Origin of the sequence: Cohnella panacarvi Gsoil 349 (assembly GCF_000515335.1) — a bacterium.
Lineage (GTDB): Bacteria > Bacillota > Bacilli > Paenibacillales > Paenibacillaceae > Cohnella > Cohnella panacarvi.
Map to the genome: position 1 here is coordinate 439,065 of NZ_KI911563.1, position 21,670 is coordinate 460,734.

Genomic DNA, 21,670 nt, shown 5'->3' on the forward strand with positions numbered 1-21,670 from the left:
GTCGGTATCCGGGGAGGTTTATTCGTTAGACGGCTTCGAAAGGATGAAATCATGCAAGAAATTGATGTAGAGCGAGGCCAAATGTCTGGTGGATTTAACGGAAGTCTTTCTCATAATGCTGGCGATATGATTTTTCGCCGTCTTCTCCGTAATGAAACAAACCTGTGCGATCTCGCGATTACTGTAGCCTTTGAACAAGAGGTGTTCTACGACTTCGATTTCTCTGGGGGTAAGATCGTACTTCCTGACAAAACAACCTAATACGGTTACGAAATATAAGTCCGATTTATCCAGCGTGTTGATTATCATCTTTTTTCTGATTCTCCTGAGGGTTCGATTACCTCTTCTATCCCGCTATTTATATCGATCATCATGAATCGTACTCATTGTACATTCTCGCGTTGAACTTTATCTGAACATTCGAGCGCGATCGCGAACCCGTAAAAGCCAGTGCCTTTCCGATCGTGTTTGATTTATAATAGAACAATAATATTTTCTATTCATTCACATGGAGCGTAACTATGATCAACCGGAAAAGCGTAATGATTATCGGGGCCGGGATCGGCGGTTTGGTGACTGCCCTGCAGCTGCACAAGTTGGGAATGAAGGTGCGGGTTTACGAAAGCGTTGAAGAGATCCGCGCGCTTGGAGTGGGCATCAACCTGCTCCCGCATTCCGTTAAAGTATTAACCGAATTGGGTTTGGCGGACGAGTTGGATCGTGAAGGGGTGCGAACCGCGGAGCTAGCTTACTATAACAAATTCGGGCAACTGATCTGGCAGGAGCCGAGGGGATTGGATGCCGGTTATCAATGGCCGCAGTACTCCATTCACCGGGGTAAGCTCCAAATGCTTCTGCTGCGGGAAGTGCAACGGAGGTTGGGCGAAAATTCAGTCTTGACCGGACATCACTTGGCCGAATTCGAACAACATGCCGGAGGCGTAACCGCTCATTTCGTCAATCGGAAGAGCGGTCAGTCGATCGGCCGTTATTCGGCAGATTTGTTGATCGGCGCCGACGGTATTCACTCGGTGGTGAGGAAGAACTATTATCCCGACGAAGGCGCGCCTAAATACGGGGGACGGATTCTTTGGCGCGGCACGACGGAAGCCCCTCCCTACCTGACCGGCAGGTCGATGATCATGATGGGGCATGTCGACGTCAAGTTCGTCGCGTACCCGATCTCCGCACCTAACCCGCAAGGAAAATCTCAGATCAACTGGATCGCCGAATTGACCGTTCCCGGGGGGATGCTGGACCGTACCGATTGGAACCGGAAAGCCAATAAGGAAGATTTCGCTCCTTCATTCTCCCAGTGGAAATTCGATTGGATCGACGTTCCCCTGCTCATCGAACAATCGGTGGCCGTGTACGAGTTTCCCCTCGTGGATAAAGACCCCGTCAAGCGATGGGCGTTCGGCCGCGTAGCCCTACTCGGCGATGCGGCGCATCCGATGTATCCGATCGGATCGAACGGCGCTTCCCAAGCGATACTCGATTCGGAGGCATTGGCTAAGTCCCTGTCGGATTCGGATGACATGGAAGGCGCATTGAAGCAATTTGAAGCTTTAAGATTGGACAAGACTTCATCGATCGTCCTCAGCAATCGGCAGAACGGTCCCGAGATCGTCATGCAGATCGTGGAGGAACGAGCGCCGAACGGGTTTGCGAACCTTCATGACGTGATCAGTCGTCAAGAGCTAGAGGCAATCTCTACGCGTTACAAACAAATTGCGGGCTTCGATAAAGATACGTTGAACGCCGGTAAGGAAGTGAAGTCATGATGAATGCCGATTTCGCCTTCGAGGCCTTCATCGAAGTCGGTCCTATTCAGGAAGTCGGGCACACAGCCAAAGGCGCGAGACGAATGATCCCCATTCTGGGAGGACGATTCTCGGGACCGAGGATCGAAGGCATTATCCTTCCCGGCGGAGCCGATTGGCAGCTTATCCGCGCGGACGGCGTCGCGGAGATCGAAGCGATGTACACGATGAAGACTTCGGATGGAACCATGATCTATATCGTGAATAAGGGGTATCGCCACGGTCCGAAAGAAGTGATGTCCCGGTTGGCAGCCGGAGAACCCGTGTCCCCGGAAGATTATTACTTCCGGACGACGCCCTTCTTCGAAGTCGAGAACGGCCGATACGATTGGCTCAATCGTACGTTGATGATCGGCAAAGGCGAACGGACGAAAGATGCGGTTCGCATTCGATTCTACGAAATCCTGTAAACGTACTTTAACGCGAAGAAGCGCAAATGATCGAGACGAGATTGATGTTTCCTTCCGATAAACCGACATGCCACTCATCGATCCGCCTTGCAAGTAAAGGCCATGAGAGCAGATCTTGAGTTTGAAGCGGATTGGCCGGCTCAAACCCGGACAATTGAAGCCGTTGAATCCAAGATGCGGTTCGTTCATGCCTCTCGACCCGATCCGTCTCGGGTACTCCGAGTACGTCTTCGATCTCTCTGCTGAAGAAGATTTTGAGCGATCGCTTCTCTTGAGCCGTGATATCGCACTGATCGATTAAGCGAAACACGTTCGAATAGTGACGCCAACTTTCGGCGAATCGTTGTCTAACGTCGCGTACGAAATGATCGGAATCGGGTTCGCACAGGACGACGAGTGTCGGTTTAAGAGAATGTATCCGCGACAATAAGATCTTGCGCGCTGCATCCGGAGCCCCGCCGTGCACATGATGCAGCGAGAACGCCGCGTTGACGAGCAATCTCCCGTCGGATGCCTGGATATCATTCCAGAATTCCGCTTCAACATCCTCCATGGTCCGTGCGCAGCCGTGAAAATCCAGATGAATGCCCGCCTCTTCCGCTGCTTTCCGTACGCTCGCCTCCGCTGAACCCAGACTAGCGGGATCCGGTTCGATCGCATGAATGGTCAAGGATACAGGCGGCTTGTTCATCGCGGCAAGACTCTGGATCAGAAGGACAATCTGTCTGCCTGTGCCAATTCCGATCTCGAGAAGCTTAAGCGAATCCGCGCCTTCCGCCGCGTTAACCAGACAGCGATTGGCTATCGTTCCCGCTGCCATAGCTACCGGAAATTTGGAGCACAATAGGTTGAACAACTCGATCTGAGGCACGTCGTGCTGACGAAGATATAAATTCATGACTTCCATTCGAGAACGATCCAATCTGCTCATGAACGCTTTCCCGAACAGATAGGCAATAAGATCCGCTCCCTCTTCTTCCATGCGCAACGTGCTGATCCAAGACGACAATCGCTTGATCACGTGTCCCCGCCGACCCTCTAACATATCCTGCAATATCGCTAGGAGCTGTTCCCTTCGTATATCTTCTAAATCGCAAGCTGATACCATGGGCATTGTCATTGCGATTATTCGCCCCCTTATTTCCTGTTAATAATTTACATAGATTACATGGTTACATAATATGACAGTATAATGGCAATTTTATCGAGAAAGAAGTGAGTAAATAACTAATTGCATATGAGAATATACCTATGAGATTAAGCATATATATGCGAAAGAGGCTGTCCCGGAGAGGGACGCCTCTTTTCTATTGCTGATCGATATAATCAAGCTAACGCAGCACACTAACTGCATAAATGGCAGGTATTCCAATCGAGGGGGATACTCTATTGCCTTTAAACGGTACGAAGTGCAGGTATTTGAGTAGGAAACGAGAGTTCTGACGGTTTGGCGATAATGTGATGTATTCGATACAGTTATTCAGTGGAAAAATGACGATTCTGTAATAACGAACGGCACTTCATGCAGTTAAAGTTGGATGGTCGAGCCGGAGAGTGCCTTTTTTGGGTATCGTTATTTCGTAATCTCGAAGCTCAGATGGATCGCCGGCATCGCGGAGCCTGGATGATCCTGCTCATACGTGAGCTGAGGAGCCAGATAAATATCCGGCACTGTCTTCTTTCCTCGGTAAATGCCGGGATACAGATCGATGAGATGGTGTCCGGGTTCGCCAGCCGCGATGATCGTAAACTTCAACGTCCCTTGGCTGTTGAACGCGCACATATAACCGGTATACGCATTGTCATAGACCAAGTAATAGGCGTTATCGAATTCAGTCCAGCCTGCGCCCTTGATCTCGACTTCGATCTCCGTCCCTGCCGGACCGGAAGATTTGTTCACCGATACGATCGAAGGCAGAATCCGCAGATAGGCTTCGCCGAAAGACTCTTTATCCGATTTTAGCTCGATCCGGTGAGGTACGCCGCCAAGGTCGTCGGGAATCGGGAACTCGTATTGAATATTGCCGTCGCCATCCGATTTCACGTTGCCAATCGGCTTCATTTTCTCGGAGAATCCTGCCGCCGTAACGCGATTGCCGACCATCGTGTACCAGACAATTTGATAAGATTCATTAGCCGGGACGCCTTTCGCCTGGAGCGCGACTTTCTCTCCGACGGTGCCTTCTTGCTTGCTGAGGGAAACGCTGACTCCCGGTTTCATCTTAAGCGCGGGCATCTTCACGCCCCCGTCAGCAGCGGACGCGGGAACCTTGCCGACTCTGTTCCGCAAATCCGGTTTCTCGTCGGTTACATCGAAACTGAACGAAGGAACCGGCAAATACGCGTTCGGAGCTTGCTGGTGATTAATGTAACCCATGCCTAGGTAGCCGTGCCATACGGTAATGGAATGCTTGCCGGCAGACCCGGACGCACGGAACTTAGCCGTTGCCGATCCATCGGTCGAGATGGCCGTAATAAGTCCGGTCATCTTGTTGTCATAGGTCACCTGCCAGTTGCTGTCCATGTTGGCCGGACCGATGCCTTCCGCCGTAATCGTAATCTCGGTGCCTACCGGACCGGAGGAAGGAGACATCTTGAACGTCGGATTCACGTAGTAATTGTTCTGCGCCGCGTTGTTGTTGCCTTGGCGCACGAACACCGTATGGTCTCCGCCGAAACCTTGCGGTACCGTGAACGTTCCTTGCCAGACTCCGTCTTTATCCGCCGTCCCTTGCAGCAGGACGACTTCCTTCTCCTTATATTGCGGCCCGATGACGGTGTAGATGCCTTCTAGCTGATAACTTCCGTCGACCGTAAGCCAGATCAGCTTGGCGGTCTTATTCGGTGCAAGCCCCGTTGCGTTGAAATCAACCTTGGAGCCGATCGTTCCCGTCGTCTGAGCAAGTTTAATCTCGGGTTTCGCGCTAGCCGCGAAGCCTTGCGATGCTTGAGGCAACCACACGAGACATCCCGCGAGCAGCACGGCAAGCCACTTTTTCCCTTTCAAGTTAAGCCGATAATCCAATGTCGACTTCTCCTCTCTTAATTAGCGGCAGGCGCTTCTTCAGTCGCAGGTGCCTCATCGGATGCAGGTGCTTCCTCGGCAGCGACGATCGTGATCAACGAAGGCTCCACGTTAAACGGCTCGAAAGTTCCTTGCGCCGTAGCGGATTGCGCCGTAACCGAATATCTCAGAACGCCTTTAGGCGTTTCCTCGGTAATCCGATAGACTCCTCTCCAGAAGAGCATATCTTCCGGCATGCCCGGTTCTTCGAACATAACCATGTCGATCGTTTCGCCGGTTCCCAGCTTCACTTGAAGCTGGGCATCCTTCGCCAGCTTGCCTTTCGCGTCGACAGCTTTCATCCGGAATACGATCGCGTCGCCGACCGCGAAGCGGCTCGTCAGCACGCAGCCCAAGTTCTGCGATACGGCGTCGCCGAATACGGTCAAGTTGCCGGCTTTCAGCGTTGCCGTCAACGATTCCGCGTTCCAGCCGACACCCGAGAATCCGGCCGCAGCCGCCAGATCGCGCACGGCGACCGTCGGTTTGCCGCCCTTGACGATGACTTTCAGCTTTATACCGCCCACGACAGCCGTCTTCTTAGACGCGTCGTATACGTACTTGATGCCCGTTGTCTTCGAGAATGCGGCAAGATCGACGTAGGTTTTACCGTTAAAGATCGCGTTCGACGACGAAGTGATCGCTTTGCCGTTCACCTGTACCGATACGCCTCTCTCGGCGGCAGATACGGTAGCGAACGAAGTGACGATCGCAGCGGCCGCAAGAACGGATACGGCGCTTTTCCTTAGAACTTTGTTCATGGGTTATCTCCTCCAGAAATAAAATTTCATCAGTGCAGATACTCACTGAAATATTGCAACGTGATAAATCTTACCATTGACGATGTAACGGCGGGTAGTGACTCCGGTCATCATGACGGTCACTTAATGGAGCCTTGAGGTCATGACGAAATTAGGTAACTTATCCTATCCTTGCATCGACTAAGGAGAGAATGAATCGCCAAAAAGCGAAAAGCCGCGATTTACGCGGCTTTTCGTCAGGGATAAGCTCTCGTTACCCGAAGGTGTTATATACGTTATCGCATTCTTCGGCGGTCGGTTCATAGAAACAGTGCTTCTTCCATCTGCCTACGAACGGCTGACCATACCAAGTCGACGGGCAGGGTCCCGGGGCGTCGTACGTTCCTGGACGGAAATACCACAGGGAGAATTTGGCCGGCCAACTTCTCTCCCCGTTCACGGCCCGCTGGGCTAGACGGCGTTCCCTGTCTCTTGCGGGTTGATAGTACATCCCATGCTGCAGCGCTTCGAACGCATGCGGTTGTTCGATCATTTGGGGAATCGTTCGCAAATTTTTAAAATCCGAGCAATTCGCTCTGATTCGGTTAATGCCGACATTGCCAACCAGGAGCATCCCCTGCTCGCCTTCGGCTTCCGCTTCGGCACGAAGCAGCCTTGCGAGCATATCGATATGCGGTTTCGTAGCTTTAACGACTGCCATTGGCTCACCTCTGATGATTTATAGCTCATCATATTGTAGGCGAAGCGGAAGTGTTACTCGGGCCCAAGCTAAACGAAATCCGCTTGTGCCGTGTTGAGGGTCTGGGTACTCACATACGGTATAGCATATCCGTTCACCTAATCCGACATTGTCGAGAAACGAGGACGATGTGATGAGCACTCATTTATCTCTCCCGGCGGTACTAAGACGCATTCTGCGCGCCTTAAAGAACAAGGAAGCTTTCTCATTAGTACGAATCGGCGACGGAGAGAATATCGTCATCAGCCAAAATTCGGTATGGCCCTTAAAGAAAGTCATGCGCGAGCCGTGGGCGAAACGTAAAGATAAAGGGGTAACTCTTCCGAACTTGAGGCTTCGCGACGAGCTGGTACGTTCCGTTCGAAAGGCTACCGTCGTAGGCATACTCGATAAGAACGATCGCATGATCCGTGCTCCGCGCTATTTGAAGAGACGTTTAACCGATCGGGTGTTTCGCCATTACAAGCTTAATCCTCGGTTAACCTGCAACGCGATCGTAAACCGCGTGATGCCTTATGAGCCGTTGTTCCGCAAGGTCGTTAAGGGCAGACGGATTCTCGTGGTCAACCGTAACCCGAGCGCCATTAAATCCGTCCTGGAGCGCCCGCCCTATCGCGCGAAAGTTACCGCAATGATCCGGTTCGCTCATTATAGGCAAATTCGTTCCGCCTTAAGAAAAGCGGCGCGACATCAACGCTCTTTCGATTTGGCGCTGATCACCTGCGGTGTGAACGCGGTCATCTTAGCTCCGCGAATCGCCCGATTAACCGGTAAAGTCGCGATCGATTTCGGGCAAGCTCCGAAGTTCGTTAAACGCAAATAATTTTCCGATAGGAAGAGGAGCGAAGTTCATGGGCCGGGCTTCACGCAAGGGCGTAACCCTCATTACCCCAACGATCCGCAGGCAATATATCCATCGTATATTCGACAACTATGCCCGTCAGCAACGGAATCCCAAAGAGCTTATCATTATTCTGAATAAAAATAGCCTCCGCCGTGCCGACTATCTCGAACAGGCGAAGAAATATCGCCATGTACGGGTGTATCAACTTCCCGAGCGCAAGTCGTTGGGCGAATGCTTAAACTTCGGGGTGTCCAAAGCCAAATACCGCTATATCGCCAAAATCGACGATGACGACTATTATTCCCCCAATTATATATCCGAGGCGATGAAGCTTCTCATGAAACCGAAAGCCGATCTTGTCGGCAAGGAATCGATCTATTTCTATTTCCCGCACTCCGGAAAGCTGTTGCTGCGTCAAAGAAGACATCGTCCCGGTCAAAGAGTGTGGGCCATTGCCGGAGCTACGATCATGTTCAACCGGAGAGTGTTCCGGCGCGTCAAGTTCGCCAAGGCCAAGCAAGGTACTGATGCCCTATTCATCAAAGATTGCTTGAAGCAAGGGTATCGGATTTATACGACCTCCAAGTATAACTTCGTTGCCGTTCGAAGAGCCGATTCGAGGTCGCATACGTGGAGAATAACGGATAAGCGCTTGTTAGCCTCGAAGAACGTTCGGGTCGTCCGCACGGACGATTTCGGCAAGATCGTGAATCGTAACCGGCGTTGATCTCTAACCGAATCTCGTACCGCCCGATAGCAAAGCCCGCGGCCGATGATCGCCGCGGGCTTTGTACGTAACGTCTCCTATTCCATTCCCCTTGTAAGTTGTTGCGCCGCTAAAGCGATGAACATAAAATGCGTCGAGCCGCCTCCGAGTACATACTCCACCTGCTGCCATAGATAGGGGAACACAAGCAACTCAGGGAAGTCGGGCCGAATCAGCGCGGTGCCCGATATGACGCCGCCGGGAATATACGACCAGTCGGCGCGATTGAGCCCGTATCCTACCGTTGCCGAATGAGCGCCCACTCCCGATGCGAACGACATCGTGTTGGACCCCGGATGGCAACCGAGCACAAAGTTAAGCGCATTAAATATCATCTCGGAATCGAACCATTCAGGGTAAGCCTTATGCAGGAAATAGTATTCGAAACCGAGTTTCTGGATCCCCCACCCCGCTCCCCATATATGCGGGCGATACGGTATCCCATACGGCGTCTCGGCGATTAACCGCGTCAGCCGATCCTTCAAAGCCGGCAATGCATCGCGAATTTTACTCGTGAAACCGGCGTCATTCATCGCTTGCTCGGCTCGCGCGATAAACCAGCCTACTTTATCGATCGACTCGACGATATAATCGGCTTCCGATAGCAAGAAGTCCTTGTAGGATCGTTCGCCGGTGGCCAGGTACAATTCCGCGGCGGCGTGAATTTTGGCCGTTCTGGCATGGCCGGTTCCATCCGTAACGCTGTAAATCTCGCAGGCCGACTGCAAAGATTGGTTGCTTAAGGTCGGATTGAAGTCTTTCAAAGCGCGGGAAGCGGCTGCCAGATGGGCGGCTGCCGTTAATTCTCGCGGCGGATTATCTTCGGTGAACACCCAGCGATCCCCGAGCATGCTCGCGCTATCGCCCAGATGGACATATTGACGAAGATCGCTTTCGATAATCCCCCGATAGAGCCGTCCTAATGCACGATAGGCTCCCACGACGGACAAAACGCCGTGTTCGATCTGCTGCAGGATGTCGTTCTTGCCGTCCGGCTGGTGAATCTCGACGATTCTGCGGTTCTGGTCTATGGTTGTCGCATCGTAATAGACATTAAAGGCTTCGTACGCCAAGGCGAGCGTATAGAACTCACCGGACTGCGATTCTATGCGAAGATCGAAATCGCCGGCATCGTGCCATCCGCCGATGTTCAGTCCAGGCACGACTTCGCCCGGTTTATAAGTGGTCAACGTAGAAGGGCCTTGTTCATAGCCGTCGAAGTGATTCAGATTTACCGGAGCCATCCGGGCGTCATCGTGGTGACAATGACCGTGCCATACGCGGTATTTTTCGCTTACGCGCATATGACACATTTGCACGGGAAGGAAATACTCCAGCACCGGCTGCCAGACGCCCCGGTCGTACACATCGCCCGCGATACGGAATACGGACGATTCCGAAGCGCCGTATTGGACTTTGTACAACCCTTCTTCCCTAATGTTCGTAAAATCGAACTTCAAGTAGCGATAGCGGAGGAATCGTCCCCACTCTTCTCCTTCGGCGGCAAGAACCTGTTCGGCGCCGTTCTCCGTATATTTATAAAGCACGGGTTTCTGGCGTTTGCGATCCCGCTCGTCAAGTTCGATGATGGCCGTCTTCGTTTGCTTCGGATGATAGCCCACCTGCGAGGTTTGTACGACGGCCGGATAGATCCAGTCTTCTACGACGTTGGGCGTGATCACCCATTCTATCGCACGGCTTGCGGCACCTGCGGGCACTTCGCTGCTGATCGCGAACCAGCCGTTGTTATGGTTCATGCGTCCGTCGTATAGCTTCAGCTCCGCGCCCTTGCTCTCGATAGTAAAGCGGTTATAAGGGTCGTCGGGCCGGACTGTAAAACGTTTTCCAATCGCATACGGTTCGGCAATCAGATCGTCCGCGATCATCGGATTGTATGCCTTGTTGTCGCCTGACAGAAGCTTGGGATCCGCTTTCGCATCCGGCTCGCTAAAGTTCCCCGCATGCGGGGAATTGGACGGTTGCGATAACAGAGGACCGTTAGGCTGTTCGGGGAAAATGCCGTGCTTGTTGTCCATGATCCAAGGTTTGCCGAACAACGCGCCGGGGAACAGCTCCAGGTTGAAGCTTAACTTGCCGACGAACTTGTCCGGGATCGGTCTGTCCAAATCGACGGTAACTTTGACCGAAGCCCCCTCCCCTTGGACAATAACCTTGTAATTGAATTGGAAATCGGGATAGATCATCGGATTAAAACCCTTTAAGTGCCTGGATGAGTCCGGAAAACTGAGCGTAGTGGCGATCGTATTCGTTGTTTCGTCCAGTTCGCGATCGCCCTGCTTGGGCACCGGTTGCCATTGTCCGGGCGTCTGTTCGAATCGGATATCGCCGTTCGTCGCGACGCGATTGCCGTGCATTATGATACTGACGCCGGATTGATGCCCTTCCGGATAAATATCGTCGAAGGCCATCACGTCCACGCCTAGATTTTTGAAATAACCGTCATCTCGATTTAACCGGAATCCCTGGTTCCGAGAGGACGTGAACCCGTTTTCTTTGCCCATTATACAGCCTCCTTATATTCGTACCCCTGATATAGATGATCATACACCGCCGTCCCGCTCCGATACAATTGATCGATTTAGCCGATTTTCTATGTAAAAATAAAAAAAGGACAGGCGCCCTGTCCCTTCTTGAACCGATTATCGGAATGTTGGCGGTCGACTGGATTCGTCAGGGAACACATGCTGGACGAGCGTATTGAACTCGGAGACGTATCGCCGGAGCGGGTAACCTTCCCGTACGGCTTGGGTATAAGTCTGCATGCGACTCCACAATACCGGGTCTTCGGAGACGAACACGTTACGCGTTGACGGAGATCTCGAACGAATGGCGTCCGAGACGTTGGATAGGAAAGCATCCGGCAGCTGCGGTCCGTTCGTCAGAATATCCGAGGACCCTCGGTTCACCGCGACGTAGGCGTTGCGGTCCGTCATCATCACGTAAGCGGATTGCACGCCCGGCATATGAATCACGACGTCCGACATCTCATCGTTCAATTGAAAAAAGGTGTTGTCGTGCAAGCCGGCCGCATCGTAGCTGTCCAAGGCCTTCGCCCGGGAAACCCCGTCCAGAATCCCGATATTCGGGGTAGGCAGCGCGTTCGATCGAATGCTCCCATCAACGGCGTCCGGTGTTCTGTCCGAGCATCCCGATGCGGTTAAAGTCAGTAAACCTAGCATCGTGAACGCCATCCATTGTATGCGCAATTCCAATCCTCCCCCGGCTTATAGTTCGGCTTCCTTCGCTGTCGTTAGGATTGGAACATTGCATATTGTTTATGCGCGGGTTTCCACCTTATACATTGCCGTTATAACCATTGGGATATTTTCGCAGGACGGGCCTGTATAAGATCCATGCTGTGATGAGAACCTAACCGCAAGAGTAAATATTCGTTCAAAGGCAGGTATTTCGATGAAAAATAAAGTTTTAAGCGGCTTGTGCGCAGCGGTTGTCGCTTTGATGATGGTTGCAGTTCCGGTCTATGCCGAATCCGGGAAGACCAACGGAGGAAACGGCGGCCTCGGCAACGGAATGGGGACGGATCGTCACGATCATATGCATGTTCAGTCGCATAACAGAGGGACGAGAACGCAAGCAACCGGCAACCGCGAAGTCAGCGTCTACGGCACGGGTACAGGGAGCCAATTCTGGAACGTCAATGCGAATCAGCGCGGCACTGGCATGACGAACGGTGCTTCAACGTACCGCTCGCAGTCTTATAACACCAATGGCTATCGTGCTGCGGCGACGACGGAGCGCAACACCTCGTGGGGGTGGCTCGGATGGTTAGGACTTCTCGGTCTTTTCGGGCTTCGGAACCGCGATCCGCAACGTAATCGTTAACGTCAACATGCGCAATAGCGATGCAGCTCTCTTTTCGGACTCCGGAAGGGAACTTGCATCGTTATTTTTTGTGCTTCTTGGACATCCCGAAACCGACATACAATGAATCAAGTCGCTCGCCGAAATCACGAAGGGAGGATATGCCCATGTGGGTTAAGCCCGATTTCAGAATTATCGAGACTTGCGCAGAAGTGACGGCTTACGCTTACCGCAAATAACTCGCTATGCCGGAGCAATCCGGCATCTCTGCTTTAGAGGGGATAACCGATGATCATTAAAGTGTTAGGTTCCGCCGCGGGCGGAGGCTTTCCGCAATGGAATTGCGCTTGTCCGAATTGCCGTCGGACGAGATCCGGCGATCCGAACGTAAGCGCTAGGCGGAACGATTCGCTCGCCGTCAGCCCTGACGGAATCCGTTGGGTATTGCTGAACGCAAGCCCGGATATAGGCGTTCAATTGGAAGCGCAAGCCTGCCTTCACCCGGGCCCTTCCCTACGCGGGACTCCTATTCAAGCCGTACTGCTAACCGACGCGGAATTGGATCATACGACAGGTCTTCTAGGACTCAGACAGGGCACGTCCATCGATATACACGCCCCTTCCCCCGTGCTTCAAGCGCTAGCGGATAGCTTTCCGATACGGCGAGTGATTGAACCTTTCGCGAGCAATCGGTGGATAGAGGTTGTACCGGAGGAATCTTTCCACCTATTTGGGGGACAATTATCGGTATGTCCGATTGATTTGGGCAATAAGCCTCCCCGATACGTCCGCGCGAGCCCTCCCCTCCATCCGACTCGGGAATCGAAGCCATGGGTCGTCGGTTACCGCATGACGGATCGGAAGACGGGAGGCGTGGCCGTCTATGCGCCGGGGATCGAGTCTTGGTCGGACACGCTTGCGCGGCATGCGGAGAGCGCGGACGTCCTATTCCTCGACGGAACGTTCTGGCATAGCGACGAACTTCGCACGCTGGGCGCGTCCGAGCTGGACGCATCCGACATGGGACACCTCCCTATTGCCGGATCGAACGGCAGCGCCGAACGGATCGCGCGTCTATCGGCGAGGCGCAAAGTCTATGTTCATATCAATAACACGAATCCGATATTGGTCGATCATTCGCCGGAAAGACGAAGGTTGACAGCCATGGGCATTGAAGTCGGGTTTGACGGGATGGAGATGGAAGTTTGATGTTGGAATCGTATTTGTTGTCGAACGAACAATTTACGTCGCGTTTGCGGCAGGTTGGCGAAGAGCGCTATCACGATAAGCATCCCTACCATATCGCGATGCACGAAGGGAAGCTCTCCCCTGCCCAGCTACGGGCTTGGATCGCCAACCGATTTTACTATCAGAAGAATATCCCGATTAAAGACGCCTTGATCTTGTCCAAGCTGCCTTCCAGGGAAGACCGCCGCGAGTGGATACAGCGAATCATCGACCATGACGGACGGGCGGGCAGCGAAGGCGGTATCGAAGCGTGGATACGTCTTGGCGAAGCCGCGGGAATCTCTCGCGAGGAAATGCTGGATGAGCGTCACGTGCTTCCGGCCGTGCGATTCGCCGTCGACGCCTACGTGAACTTCTGTCGGCTGGAGCCATGGCCTATAGCCGTCGCCTCCTCGCTTACGGAGTTGTTCGCCCCTACTCTCGTATCGAAGCGGATCGGCGTCTTCGAGCAGTTGTATCCATGGATTCGCCCTGAAGGGCTCGCTTACTTTCAAGCCCGGCTGCACCAAGCGCCGCGCGACGCGGACCATGGACTCAGCATCGTCTTGCGCGAATGCAGGGATCGCAGCGATCAAGAACGAGCGATCGACGCATTGCGCTTCAAATGCAACGTTCTGTGGGCGCTGCTGGATGCGCTTAGCTTGGCTTATCCCGGAGGTGAGCAAGAGCGATGAGTCATTGGGCGCTGTCGGAACGGCCGAAGGTCAGCGGTCCGGGTCGCTTGAAATACGACAAAGCCCGTCAGGCGGAACTCTTGCTGCTGCCGGAGCGGGTCGTCGAGCTTAACGAGGCGGCGGGGGCGATCCTCCGCCTCTGCGACGGGCAGCGCACGATAGCAACGATCATAGGAGAACTGGAGGCGAAGTACGGACAGACCGGTCTCGAAGACGATATCTTCGAATTTTTAGCGGCGGCCGCGGAGAAAGGATGGTTAGAAGTATGCCCGTAGGCTTACCTTATGCCTTAACGGCAGAGCTCACTCATCGATGTCCGCTCCATTGCCCCTACTGCTCGAATCCGATCGAACTTCAGAAGAGAGAATGCGAGCTTTCGACCGATGAGTGGCTGAACGTATTGGAACAGGCAGCCGATCTAGGTGTCGTGCAAGTCCATTTCACGGGCGGAGAACCGCTATTGCGCTCGGATTTGGAACAGCTTATCGTTCGGGCCCGCGAGTTAGGCTTCTTCGTCAACCTGATTACGAGCGGGGTCGGATTGGCGGAAGAGCGAGTCCGGCGTCTCTCGGAAGCCGGAGTCGACAGCGTACAGCTTAGCCTGCAAGCCGCCACTTCGGAGCTTGCCGATACGATTGCCGGATTCAAGGCATATGAACGGAAACGACAAGCAGCTAAGCATATCCGAGAGAACGGCCTTGCGCTGAATATGAACGTCGTCCTCCATCGCGCCAACCTTCATCAGATCGAGGAAATGATCGCTCTTTGCGTAGCATGGGGAGCGCAGCGGTTAGAGCTGGCCAATGCCCAATACTACGGATGGGCATTGCGCAACGTCGATCAATTGCTTCCGCTCAGGGAACAGCTTAAGGAAGCCGAAGCCGCCTACGTCCGGGCGAGCGAGCGTTACGGCAAACAAATCGAACTCTTATGGATCGTGCCTGATTATTACGAAGACTCCCCGAAGCCCTGCATGGGCGGATGGGGCCATATTTCGCTCACAATAGCTCCGGATGGGCAGGTTCTGCCATGCACCGCATCATCGGAAATTCGGAGCTTGTCCTTCGACAATGTGCGGGATCGCGATTTGGATTGGATTTGGAAGCACTCTCCCTCATTTAACGCTTTTCGAGGCCAGGAATGGATGCCTGAGCCCTGCAGGAGCTGCGAACGGCGCGAACTGGATTACGGCGGTTGTCGGTGCCAAGCTTTCCTGTTGACGGGCGACGCCCGGGCAACCGATCCCGTATGCGCTCTATCTCCGCATCGCAGCGTAATCTTGAATCGGATAGGTTCGAACGAGACTGGAGAACGGGGAACGTATTCCTATTCGTACCGCGGAGGGTGATCGAGGATGATTATTATCGATGCTCACTGCGACGTGCTCAGCAAGCTGCTGGTCAGTCCGGAATTGGATTTCGTCCGCGGCCAAGAAGGCCTGGACGTTACGTTCGAGCGAATGCTGGCGTCCGGCATCCGCGTTCAGAATTTCGCCGTCTATTTACCGGAACGATGGTCCGCCGATTTCCGATACGTCCTGGAGAGCATCGACTTGTTCCACGAACGCGTTCTTGCCTTGCCGCAGATGCGGTTTATCCGCGCGAAATCCGACATGCGCCTAGCCATCGGCGACGATCGGATCGGCGCGCTGCTATCCTTGGAAGGAGTAGATTCGCTTCACGGAAACTTGGCCTATCTTCGGATTCTATATCATCTCGGCGTAAGGATCGTCGGCATCACTTGGAACCGCGCCAATTGGGCGGCGGACGGCGTTCTTGAGCCGAGGCAAGGCGGTTTTACCGCGGCGGGAATGGAGCTCGTCCAGGAATGCAACCGACTAGGCTTGATCATGGATGTCTCTCATCTCTCCGAGAAAGGCTTCTGGGAGCTCCTCGAAGCATCCCGGAAGCCCGTTATTGCTTCCCACTCCAACGCAAGCGCGATCAGCCCCCGCTCGAGGAACCTGTCGGATACGCAGATCAACGCGCTCATTCAAGCCGGCGGCGTCATGGGAATTACGTTCGTTCCTCCGTTCGTGAGCGAGGGTCCGCCTGTCTCCATCGACCGGATTCTTCTTCATATCGATCATGTATGCGCATTAGGCGGCAAATGCCATATCGGCTTCGGCTCCGACTTCGACGGGATCAAGGAATGGATCGTCGGACTTGAACACGCGGGACATTATGATCGGCTAGCGAACCTCTTGTTGAAGCATTACCGGGAGGACGACGTCAAGCTTTTCCTGCACGGCAACTGGCACCGATATTTCATGGAGCAGTTGCCGGACGGATAACGTCCACTCTCGGGTCCTTATCGCTTGGATGCAAATAATCCGAAGGGAGTTCGTCTCCTGCTTTCAGAATTTTATCTAGCCCGACGAACGCCGTCAGCCGCGTCTCGAAAAACCGAGGACGCTTATCCCATGCGTCCTTGGGAACAGTAAGCACGAACCGGCCTTGCCGGTCGGGAATTGTCAACGCATAAGAAGTCCCGGGGGGGACGTCCAACCCGGCTAGCAGGCCGGTGTACGACGCTCCCTTCGCGGTCGTGCAGACAAGCATGGGAGACTTGTCGTCGATCACCGTTCCTTCCCTTGGCAGCCTGATTCGAATATCCACGCTTGTGTTTCGGGGAAGCTTGATCACCTTGCCGTCCGGCAGCGTATAACGACGGGTACCTACGATAACGGTAAGGTTCGTCTCCTCGTCCTCTGGCCAATAATACATCTCGTAATTTCCGTCCTTATCCGTAGGAGTCGACTTTGCGAAGCTTTCCCCCCTATCCCGATCGATCCATACGATCGCGTCTTTAACGGGATTGCCGTCGTGGTCCCCTACCCGACCCGATATCCGATACTTATCGGCTTGGAAGAATGAGATGATGTCGCCCGGTTCGCTTCTGATCCGCGCATGAACCTTGACTTTATTCGCATCCTCGTCCGAAGGCTTGACCTTGATCAACTCGATCGGATGGTAGACGCTGATCGCGGCTGCAGCTGTCATGATGGCTGCAGCTTGATCTTTCCCGATCGGCTTGCCATCCATCGTCGCTTCATGGACGGATGTAATCTTAACGGGCTTGTAGGCGATAAGACTACGATCGACGTCAAACGCGAAAGCTCCGTCCTCTCCGGTTCTGATCGTTCTTCCCTTCGAATCGACTTGCACGAGGGCGTTAGCGACCGGACGCCCGCCCAAAGTCAGCCTGCCCCTATCGGCAGCCAAATGGGAGCCGTCGCCTCGCCATGTCTTGACGACGAACGTCGTCTGTTCAAGCTCGATTCGGGCTTGAAGGACGTCTTTGTTCGCGTGCGCGATCCAACGGGAATCCGTCCATAATGCCGTTACGAATGTCAAGAGTATGTATAATCCCGCTTTGCTCATTCTTATCATGTATGTGGTCTCCTTTTAGATGAGACGGTCAAGCCAAGACGATACGCGTCCTGGCTTGACCGCCGGGGCCCTTTCGCGATTATTGCGCCGAATGCGCGTTGCCCGTCTCGGCTTGACCAGCCTGACCTTGCGTCTTGTTGCCGCCGATTCCGAATACATGCAACTTCGGTTTTGTTCCGCCCGTGGTGAAGGCCATATATTCTTTACCGTCGACCGTGAAGATCGATGGAGCGGCTTGCACGTTGTCACCGGCCGTCTGGAACGTCCAAATTACTTTCCCCGCCTTGATATCGAGCGCGTTGATCTTGCCGTCCAGCTCGCCGAAGAACGCAAGACCCGAATCCGTGCTCGTTATGCCGCCTCTTTGCGCTGCGGTCGTCTTAATCTGATAAGCTTGCTTGCCGGTATTGACGTCGATCGCGGTGATCGTACCGTATCCCTGGAAGTCCTCCACGGCTTCGTAGTTGGTGCCGAATGCGGCAGCCCCGGGAAAGTCCGGTGTTCCGGCTTCCGCCTCGGTCTTCGCCGACTTGAAGCGCGAAGGCTCTTCTACGCCCGGAATCAAGACGTAATTCGTCGCGGGATCATAGGCTTCAGGGGCATAGTTTTCTCCTCCGAGCACTCCGGGATAGCTGACCGTACCTTCAGGCGTCGGGTCCTTTTTATCGATCTTGGTGAAAGGAACGCCGTCCCATACGACATCTCCCGTGGCGGCATCCCAGGCGAACCATAATCCGGATTTGCCGCCTTCCACGACAAGCTTCTTCTTGGCGCCTTTCACCGTGGCGTTGATAATCATCGGGGAGGCTGCCGCGTCGTAATCCCATAAGTCGTGTTTCACTTCCTGCTTGGCCCAGACGAGCTTGCCGGTCATCGCGTTCACGGCCACGACCGAATCGGTATTCAGGTTATCCCCCGGGCGGTTGGCGCCGAAGAAATCCGGAGCAGGATTACCTACCGCGAAATACATGATGTCGGTCTCTTCGTCGATTGCTACGGGATTCCACACCGCCCCGCCTCCCTGGAACTTGCTGTTCGCCAGCCAATCTTGGCCCTTCGGCGGTACGGTCCAGAACGGGGAATCCCATGCAGGGGTCAGATCGCTCGCCTTGAATGCAGCGACGAAACCTCGGACGCCGTTGTCGCCGCCGCTGTTGCCGATATACACGTTGCCCTTGTAATATTGAGGCGCGGTCGTTTCGTAATATCCGTTCTCGATCGTAACTCCGTCGATATAGTCGGCAAGCTTAATCATTTTCACCAACTCGCCGGTTTTCTGATCCAAGGCGATCAACGAGTTGTCGACCGCAAGCATGAACACTTTACCTTCGCCTACCGCTACGCCGCGATTGGCGATAATCCCCGCTTTGGAGAAGCCGGCGGCTTGCTCCGCAGTCGGTTTCCAATGCCATAACGTATTCCCGGTTACGGAATCGAACGCGAATACTTGGTTGCCTGCCGTCGTTACGTAGATAACTCCATCGACGACGACCGGATACGACTGGTTTCCGTTTTTGACGTCTTTGTCGAGCGTCTTCAGGTCCGCGGACCAGATTACGCCGAGATCGTTAACGTTATCGGCGGTGATCTCCTTGAACGGGACGTGGCGATTGTTCGCCAGCGTGTACCCGTAAGATCCCCAGTTCTCGAAGGATTGGCCGGTTACGCCGGTTGCGGGAGGCGAATTCGTCGCGGCCGGGCTGGACGTTGGCGAAGGAGATGGTGAAGCGTTATCGTTATTATTGTTGTTGTTCCCGGTACAACTGCTCAGAACAAACAATAATGACAGCGCCGCTCCTATTTTGATTTGCGTTGTTGTCACGATCATGACCTCCAAGATGTGTGAGTTTGCGGCTTCGCGATTCAGACGAGGATGCTTCATGCCATCATCATTGATAATGGTATTGCCCAATTGGCGTATTTTATGTAAAGTTCCGAGTACAAACAAAAAAGGTCTCTCCACTATCGAGAGACCAAAGCGACTGCGTATAGTCGGTGACGCAACCCGCCCCCCTGCTACGATCGCAAATCCAGGTTGGCTTCTTGATCGGCCCCGAAGGCGCCTTCCGTCTCCTTGTCGTTCTGCGAATCGTAAAGCTTCCCGAGTTTCCATCCGATCGCGATATTCACCACTGCCATTGATGCGAACAGAATAAAGTCACCCCAAGGCTCCGGAAGCAAGAGGTCGGCTAGAAGCCATCCGCCGGTCATTGAGACTCCCATCAACACGCCTTTTACAGGTGATTTCAAGAAAGCTCTAGCCATTCGCACACCCTCCTTTTCGTACGACGAACGTCTCGATTCCCTCACACCGATTGTATGTGAGGACAACGATCGATTATGCCGCTTAAGATTAAGTCTAGATGCTTTTGGGCATATTAACGGCGAATAATTATAGGAGGAGTATACACACTATGACACGAATGCCCATCAAGTTAAGTGCGTTTCTCGCATTAGTCGCCTTATTCGCGCTTAGCGCATGCGGGAATGCAAACAACAATAACGCGAATTCCCCAACTCCTTCGGCGCCGGCATCTCAACAGGCGGGTGCTGGCGGAGGAGCTACGAAGGAAATCACCGTGAATGCCGTCAACTGGGAGTTCAGCGAACCCGAGATCGTAGCGAACGTAGGCGATACGCTTGTACTGACTTTGAACAACGAAAAAGGCGTTCATGCGCTGGAGATCGGGGATTTAGGCGTGAATATCAAGGGCGGCGAAACCGCAACGATCAAATTGGACAAAACCGGTACTTACGAGTTTCACTGTAGTATTCAGTGCGGACAAGGCCACGACAATATGGTCGGACAGATTATCGTCCAATAAATCGTTACAAGGAGAACTTTCCTGTCGGAGAAATTCCACTAAGAGGAAAATGGGGGTGTCCCAAAGGTCGATTCGACCGAGTGACGCCTCTTTGTTGTTTAATGATCGATATCAACTAAGCCAACGCAGCGTCATCGCTCGACACGAACTGCATAAATGGCAGGTATCCAACTTTCGGGATTCTCCTTGACCTGTAAACGGTATGAAGTGCAGCTATTTTGTAGAAGATGAGCGTTCTGGCGGCTTCGGCGATAATGAGAGGTATTCGATGCCGTTATTCAGTAAAAAATGACGATAAGGTGATAACGAACTGTACTCCGTGCAGTTGGTGTAGCGTGGTAGGCTTTGCGCTGTCGGCCAAACGGATGATCGAGCCGGAGAGTGTGTCTGGGCAAATGAAGAGCAACCGGAGCTTCCGGCGTTTTCTGCTTCGCGGCTTGCCGAAGCGAGCCTAGAGGTCGGGTGGCTTTCACTTGCCCGCAATATGCTGAATAAGGCTGCAATGGATCATTTCTACGGCATCGCCTCTATTTAAGCGCTCCGCATTCGTAAGCGATGTCCATCGCTCTTTGTCGATCCTTCTCATGGACGATTGCGGTCAATAGAATATCCGTTCCGGTTACCCTATTGCCCGGTCCACCCGAGCTTAGGCCGCTTGCGCTGGTGCTAGCCGCGGCTAATATTCCAGAGTCGCGGTTAAAGTTCCCGCCCAAGGTCAGCGATCCAAGGCTTGGAATATCGCCCGTGATCGGATTGTCCGGGTTGGCCCCGTCTCCGGGATATCCGTCGAAACGGTCGACTTTGGCTTCAATCACTTCGAACTCGTTCTTCATTTGCTCTAGTGCTTTCTTGGCTTGGTCCGGCGTGTTAAAGTATACCATCACTGATTTCTCGCCATCCGGCAACATACTATCGTTCCTCCCCTATTAACGTCGAACAGTCATTAATGTCTGTCTGCCATGCCCGAATTATTCTTTCTCGGAGAGGAGGCAACACAAAAAAACACCCCTTTCGGGGTGCTGTTTGCATTAGCTTCAGCCCTGGCCGTCGACTTCGTCGATTGCTCGGGCATGCATCCGGCCTGGCAACGTCCTACTCTCCCAGGACCCTGCGGTCCAAGTACCATCGGCGCTGGAGGTCTTAACGGTCGTGTTCGGGATGGGAACGCGTGGAACCCCTCCGCCATCGCCACCAGACCAGAAGTCATGTGGTTCAAGGCTTGCGCCTTGAAAACTGGATGCGAAATCGAGCAGCTTTAGCTGGCTCGAACCGTAAAGCCTG

General features: G+C 53.6%; 23 protein-coding genes, 1 rRNA gene and 1 pseudogene. 13 read left to right on the top strand and 12 right to left on the bottom strand.

Features of this window, described 5'->3' with window-relative positions:
- Positions 1 to 18 precede the first annotated feature (18 nt).
- Positions 19 to 309, bottom strand: a complete 291-nt coding sequence (locus COHPA_RS26380; protein ID WP_027084544.1) for a LuxR C-terminal-related transcriptional regulator — start codon at positions 307 to 309, stop codon at positions 19 to 21.
- 212 nt (positions 310 to 521) lie between these two features.
- Here COHPA_RS26380 and COHPA_RS0102125 point away from each other — a divergent pair, with 212 nt between their 5' ends.
- Together COHPA_RS0102125 and COHPA_RS0102130 are read left to right on the top strand one after the other, a co-directional pair.
- A complete protein-coding gene (locus COHPA_RS0102125) occupies positions 522 to 1,784 on the top strand; it encodes a flavin-dependent oxidoreductase (protein ID WP_027084545.1) in 1,263 nt (420 codons plus the stop codon).
- Complete coding sequence (locus COHPA_RS0102130) at positions 1,781 to 2,233, top strand: DUF3237 domain-containing protein (protein WP_027084546.1); 453 nt, start codon at positions 1,781 to 1,783, stop codon at positions 2,231 to 2,233. The genes COHPA_RS0102125 and COHPA_RS0102130 overlap by 4 nt, the downstream gene beginning before the upstream one ends.
- Before the next feature lie 7 nt (positions 2,234 to 2,240).
- Here the strand turns inward: COHPA_RS0102130 and COHPA_RS0102135 are convergent, their stop codons facing one another.
- From COHPA_RS0102135 to COHPA_RS0102150, 4 genes are all read right to left on the bottom strand, one after another.
- The gene (locus COHPA_RS0102135; RefSeq protein WP_027084547.1) at positions 2,241 to 3,254 is read right to left on the bottom strand and encodes a GRAS family protein; all 1,014 of its coding nucleotides are present in this window, start codon (positions 3,252 to 3,254) and stop codon (positions 2,241 to 2,243) included.
- A gap of 552 nt (positions 3,255 to 3,806) precedes the next feature.
- Positions 3,807 to 5,258, bottom strand: coding sequence for a hypothetical protein (locus tag COHPA_RS0102140; RefSeq protein ID WP_027084548.1), 1,452 nt, complete (start codon positions 5,256 to 5,258; stop codon positions 3,807 to 3,809).
- 17 nt (positions 5,259 to 5,275) lie between these two features.
- Positions 5,276 to 6,058 (bottom strand): hypothetical protein, encoded by a 783-nt coding sequence (locus COHPA_RS0102145; RefSeq protein ID WP_027084549.1) that lies wholly within the window; start codon positions 6,056 to 6,058, stop codon positions 5,276 to 5,278.
- Between the two features lie 253 nt (positions 6,059 to 6,311).
- Positions 6,312 to 6,758, bottom strand: coding sequence for a cell wall hydrolase (locus tag COHPA_RS0102150; protein WP_027084550.1), 447 nt, complete (start codon positions 6,756 to 6,758; stop codon positions 6,312 to 6,314).
- Positions 6,759 to 6,930: 172 nt separating this feature from the next.
- Between COHPA_RS0102150 and COHPA_RS0102155 the strand changes: the two genes are divergently transcribed.
- Positions 6,931 to 7,620 carry a GT-D fold domain-containing glycosyltransferase gene (locus COHPA_RS0102155; RefSeq protein WP_027084551.1) on the top strand — a complete coding sequence of 230 codons (690 nt, stop codon included), beginning with the start codon at positions 6,931 to 6,933 and terminating at the stop codon, positions 7,618 to 7,620.
- Positions 7,621 to 7,648: 28 nt separating this feature from the next.
- A complete protein-coding gene (locus COHPA_RS0102160) occupies positions 7,649 to 8,368 on the top strand; it encodes a glycosyltransferase family 2 protein (protein WP_027084552.1) in 720 nt (239 codons plus the stop codon).
- 77 nt (positions 8,369 to 8,445) lie between these two features.
- Here the strand turns inward: COHPA_RS0102160 and COHPA_RS0102165 are convergent, their stop codons facing one another.
- Both COHPA_RS0102165 and COHPA_RS0102170 read right to left on the bottom strand, forming a co-directional pair.
- Complete coding sequence (locus COHPA_RS0102165) at positions 8,446 to 10,929, bottom strand: glycoside hydrolase family 9 protein (RefSeq protein WP_027084553.1); 2,484 nt, start codon at positions 10,927 to 10,929, stop codon at positions 8,446 to 8,448.
- A 138-nt stretch (positions 10,930 to 11,067) separates the two neighbouring features.
- Positions 11,068 to 11,634, bottom strand: a complete 567-nt coding sequence (locus COHPA_RS0102170; RefSeq protein WP_027084554.1) for a YhcN/YlaJ family sporulation lipoprotein — start codon at positions 11,632 to 11,634, stop codon at positions 11,068 to 11,070.
- Positions 11,635 to 11,839: 205 nt separating this feature from the next.
- On the opposite strand from COHPA_RS0102170, the gene COHPA_RS24135 reads away from it, so the two are divergent.
- The 7 genes from COHPA_RS24135 (at position 11,840) to COHPA_RS0102200 (ending at position 16,465) form a co-directional block, all read left to right on the top strand.
- Entirely contained in the window at positions 11,840 to 12,271 is a 432-nt protein-coding gene (locus COHPA_RS24135; protein WP_027084555.1) for a WGxxGxxG family protein, read from the top strand.
- Positions 12,272 to 12,417: 146 nt separating this feature from the next.
- On the top strand, positions 12,418 to 12,489 hold the full coding sequence (gene pqqA / locus COHPA_RS26385; RefSeq protein WP_425393700.1) for a pyrroloquinoline quinone precursor peptide PqqA: 72 nt from the start codon (positions 12,418 to 12,420) through the stop codon (positions 12,487 to 12,489).
- Positions 12,490 to 12,538: 49 nt separating this feature from the next.
- Complete coding sequence (pqqB, locus tag COHPA_RS0102180; RefSeq protein WP_027084556.1) at positions 12,539 to 13,459, top strand: pyrroloquinoline quinone biosynthesis protein PqqB; 921 nt, start codon at positions 12,539 to 12,541, stop codon at positions 13,457 to 13,459.
- The gene (pqqC, locus tag COHPA_RS0102185) at positions 13,459 to 14,172 is read left to right on the top strand and encodes a pyrroloquinoline-quinone synthase PqqC (protein WP_027084557.1); all 714 of its coding nucleotides are present in this window, start codon (positions 13,459 to 13,461) and stop codon (positions 14,170 to 14,172) included. Before pqqB ends, pqqC begins: the two co-directional genes overlap by 1 nt.
- Positions 14,169 to 14,447, top strand: a complete 279-nt coding sequence (gene pqqD, locus COHPA_RS0102190; protein ID WP_027084558.1) for a pyrroloquinoline quinone biosynthesis peptide chaperone PqqD — start codon at positions 14,169 to 14,171, stop codon at positions 14,445 to 14,447. Before pqqC ends, pqqD begins: the two co-directional genes overlap by 4 nt.
- A complete protein-coding gene (gene pqqE, locus COHPA_RS0102195; RefSeq protein WP_027084559.1) occupies positions 14,438 to 15,520 on the top strand; it encodes a pyrroloquinoline quinone biosynthesis protein PqqE in 1,083 nt (360 codons plus the stop codon). Before pqqD ends, pqqE begins: the two co-directional genes overlap by 10 nt.
- Before the next feature lie 6 nt (positions 15,521 to 15,526).
- Entirely contained in the window at positions 15,527 to 16,465 is a 939-nt protein-coding gene (locus COHPA_RS0102200) for a dipeptidase (protein ID WP_027084560.1), read from the top strand.
- On the opposite strand, the gene COHPA_RS0102205 is transcribed toward COHPA_RS0102200, so the two are convergent.
- From COHPA_RS0102205 to COHPA_RS25755, 3 genes are all read right to left on the bottom strand, one after another.
- The gene (locus COHPA_RS0102205; protein ID WP_027084561.1) at positions 16,440 to 17,564 is read right to left on the bottom strand and encodes a carboxypeptidase-like regulatory domain-containing protein; all 1,125 of its coding nucleotides are present in this window, start codon (positions 17,562 to 17,564) and stop codon (positions 16,440 to 16,442) included. The genes COHPA_RS0102200 and COHPA_RS0102205 overlap by 26 nt on opposite strands.
- 79 nt (positions 17,565 to 17,643) lie before the next feature.
- Positions 17,644 to 19,386, bottom strand: coding sequence for a pyrroloquinoline quinone-dependent dehydrogenase (locus COHPA_RS0102210; protein ID WP_169733237.1), 1,743 nt, complete (start codon positions 19,384 to 19,386; stop codon positions 17,644 to 17,646).
- A gap of 194 nt (positions 19,387 to 19,580) precedes the next feature.
- The gene (locus COHPA_RS25755) at positions 19,581 to 19,829 is read right to left on the bottom strand and encodes a hypothetical protein (RefSeq protein WP_027084563.1); all 249 of its coding nucleotides are present in this window, start codon (positions 19,827 to 19,829) and stop codon (positions 19,581 to 19,583) included.
- Between the two features lie 149 nt (positions 19,830 to 19,978).
- Between COHPA_RS25755 and COHPA_RS0102220 the strand changes: the two genes are divergently transcribed.
- Both COHPA_RS0102220 and COHPA_RS26390 read left to right on the top strand, forming a co-directional pair.
- A complete protein-coding gene (locus COHPA_RS0102220) occupies positions 19,979 to 20,389 on the top strand; it encodes a cupredoxin domain-containing protein (protein ID WP_169733238.1) in 411 nt (136 codons plus the stop codon).
- A gap of 341 nt (positions 20,390 to 20,730) precedes the next feature.
- A pseudogene (locus tag COHPA_RS26390) lies at positions 20,731 to 20,924 on the top strand (transposase); the annotation flags it as partial.
- Here COHPA_RS26390 and COHPA_RS0102225 read toward each other — a convergent pair.
- A complete protein-coding gene (locus COHPA_RS0102225) occupies positions 20,917 to 21,297 on the bottom strand; it encodes a hypothetical protein (protein WP_027084565.1) in 381 nt (126 codons plus the stop codon). The pseudogene COHPA_RS26390 and the gene COHPA_RS0102225 sit on opposite strands and share 8 nt — an antisense overlap.
- A gap of 171 nt (positions 21,298 to 21,468) precedes the next feature.
- Positions 21,469 to 21,585 (bottom strand): 5S ribosomal RNA (gene rrf / locus COHPA_RS0102230).
- Between the last annotated feature and the right edge of the window lie 85 nt (positions 21,586 to 21,670).

Excerpts from the sequence above, each read along its gene's own strand:
- COHPA_RS0102220 (WP_169733238.1), top strand. The coding sequence starts at position 19,979 with ATGACACGAATGCCCATCAAGTTAAGTGCGTTTCTCGCATTAGTCGCC.
- COHPA_RS0102225 (WP_027084565.1), bottom strand. The coding sequence starts at position 21,297 with ATGTTGCCGGATGGCGAGAAATCAGTGATGGTATACTTTAACACGCCG.
- COHPA_RS24135 (WP_027084555.1), top strand. The coding sequence starts at position 11,840 with ATGAAAAATAAAGTTTTAAGCGGCTTGTGCGCAGCGGTTGTCGCTTTG.
- COHPA_RS0102160 (WP_027084552.1), top strand. The coding sequence starts at position 7,649 with ATGGGCCGGGCTTCACGCAAGGGCGTAACCCTCATTACCCCAACGATC.
- COHPA_RS0102205 (WP_027084561.1), bottom strand. The coding sequence starts at position 17,564 with ATGATAAGAATGAGCAAAGCGGGATTATACATACTCTTGACATTCGTA.
- pqqB (WP_027084556.1), top strand. The coding sequence starts at position 12,539 with ATGATCATTAAAGTGTTAGGTTCCGCCGCGGGCGGAGGCTTTCCGCAA.
- pqqD (WP_027084558.1), top strand. The coding sequence starts at position 14,169 with ATGAGTCATTGGGCGCTGTCGGAACGGCCGAAGGTCAGCGGTCCGGGT.
- pqqE (WP_027084559.1), top strand. The coding sequence starts at position 14,438 with ATGCCCGTAGGCTTACCTTATGCCTTAACGGCAGAGCTCACTCATCGA.
- COHPA_RS0102150 (WP_027084550.1), bottom strand. The coding sequence starts at position 6,758 with ATGGCAGTCGTTAAAGCTACGAAACCGCATATCGATATGCTCGCAAGG.
- COHPA_RS26380 (WP_027084544.1), bottom strand. The coding sequence starts at position 309 with ATGATAATCAACACGCTGGATAAATCGGACTTATATTTCGTAACCGTA.
- COHPA_RS0102130 (WP_027084546.1), top strand. The coding sequence starts at position 1,781 with ATGATGAATGCCGATTTCGCCTTCGAGGCCTTCATCGAAGTCGGTCCT.
- COHPA_RS25755 (WP_027084563.1), bottom strand. The coding sequence starts at position 19,829 with ATGGCTAGAGCTTTCTTGAAATCACCTGTAAAAGGCGTGTTGATGGGA.
- COHPA_RS0102145 (WP_027084549.1), bottom strand. The coding sequence starts at position 6,058 with ATGAACAAAGTTCTAAGGAAAAGCGCCGTATCCGTTCTTGCGGCCGCT.
- COHPA_RS0102165 (WP_027084553.1), bottom strand. The coding sequence starts at position 10,929 with ATGGGCAAAGAAAACGGGTTCACGTCCTCTCGGAACCAGGGATTCCGG.
- pqqC (WP_027084557.1), top strand. The coding sequence starts at position 13,459 with ATGTTGGAATCGTATTTGTTGTCGAACGAACAATTTACGTCGCGTTTG.
- COHPA_RS0102200 (WP_027084560.1), top strand. The coding sequence starts at position 15,527 with ATGATTATTATCGATGCTCACTGCGACGTGCTCAGCAAGCTGCTGGTC.
- COHPA_RS0102155 (WP_027084551.1), top strand. The coding sequence starts at position 6,931 with ATGAGCACTCATTTATCTCTCCCGGCGGTACTAAGACGCATTCTGCGC.
- COHPA_RS0102125 (WP_027084545.1), top strand. The coding sequence starts at position 522 with ATGATCAACCGGAAAAGCGTAATGATTATCGGGGCCGGGATCGGCGGT.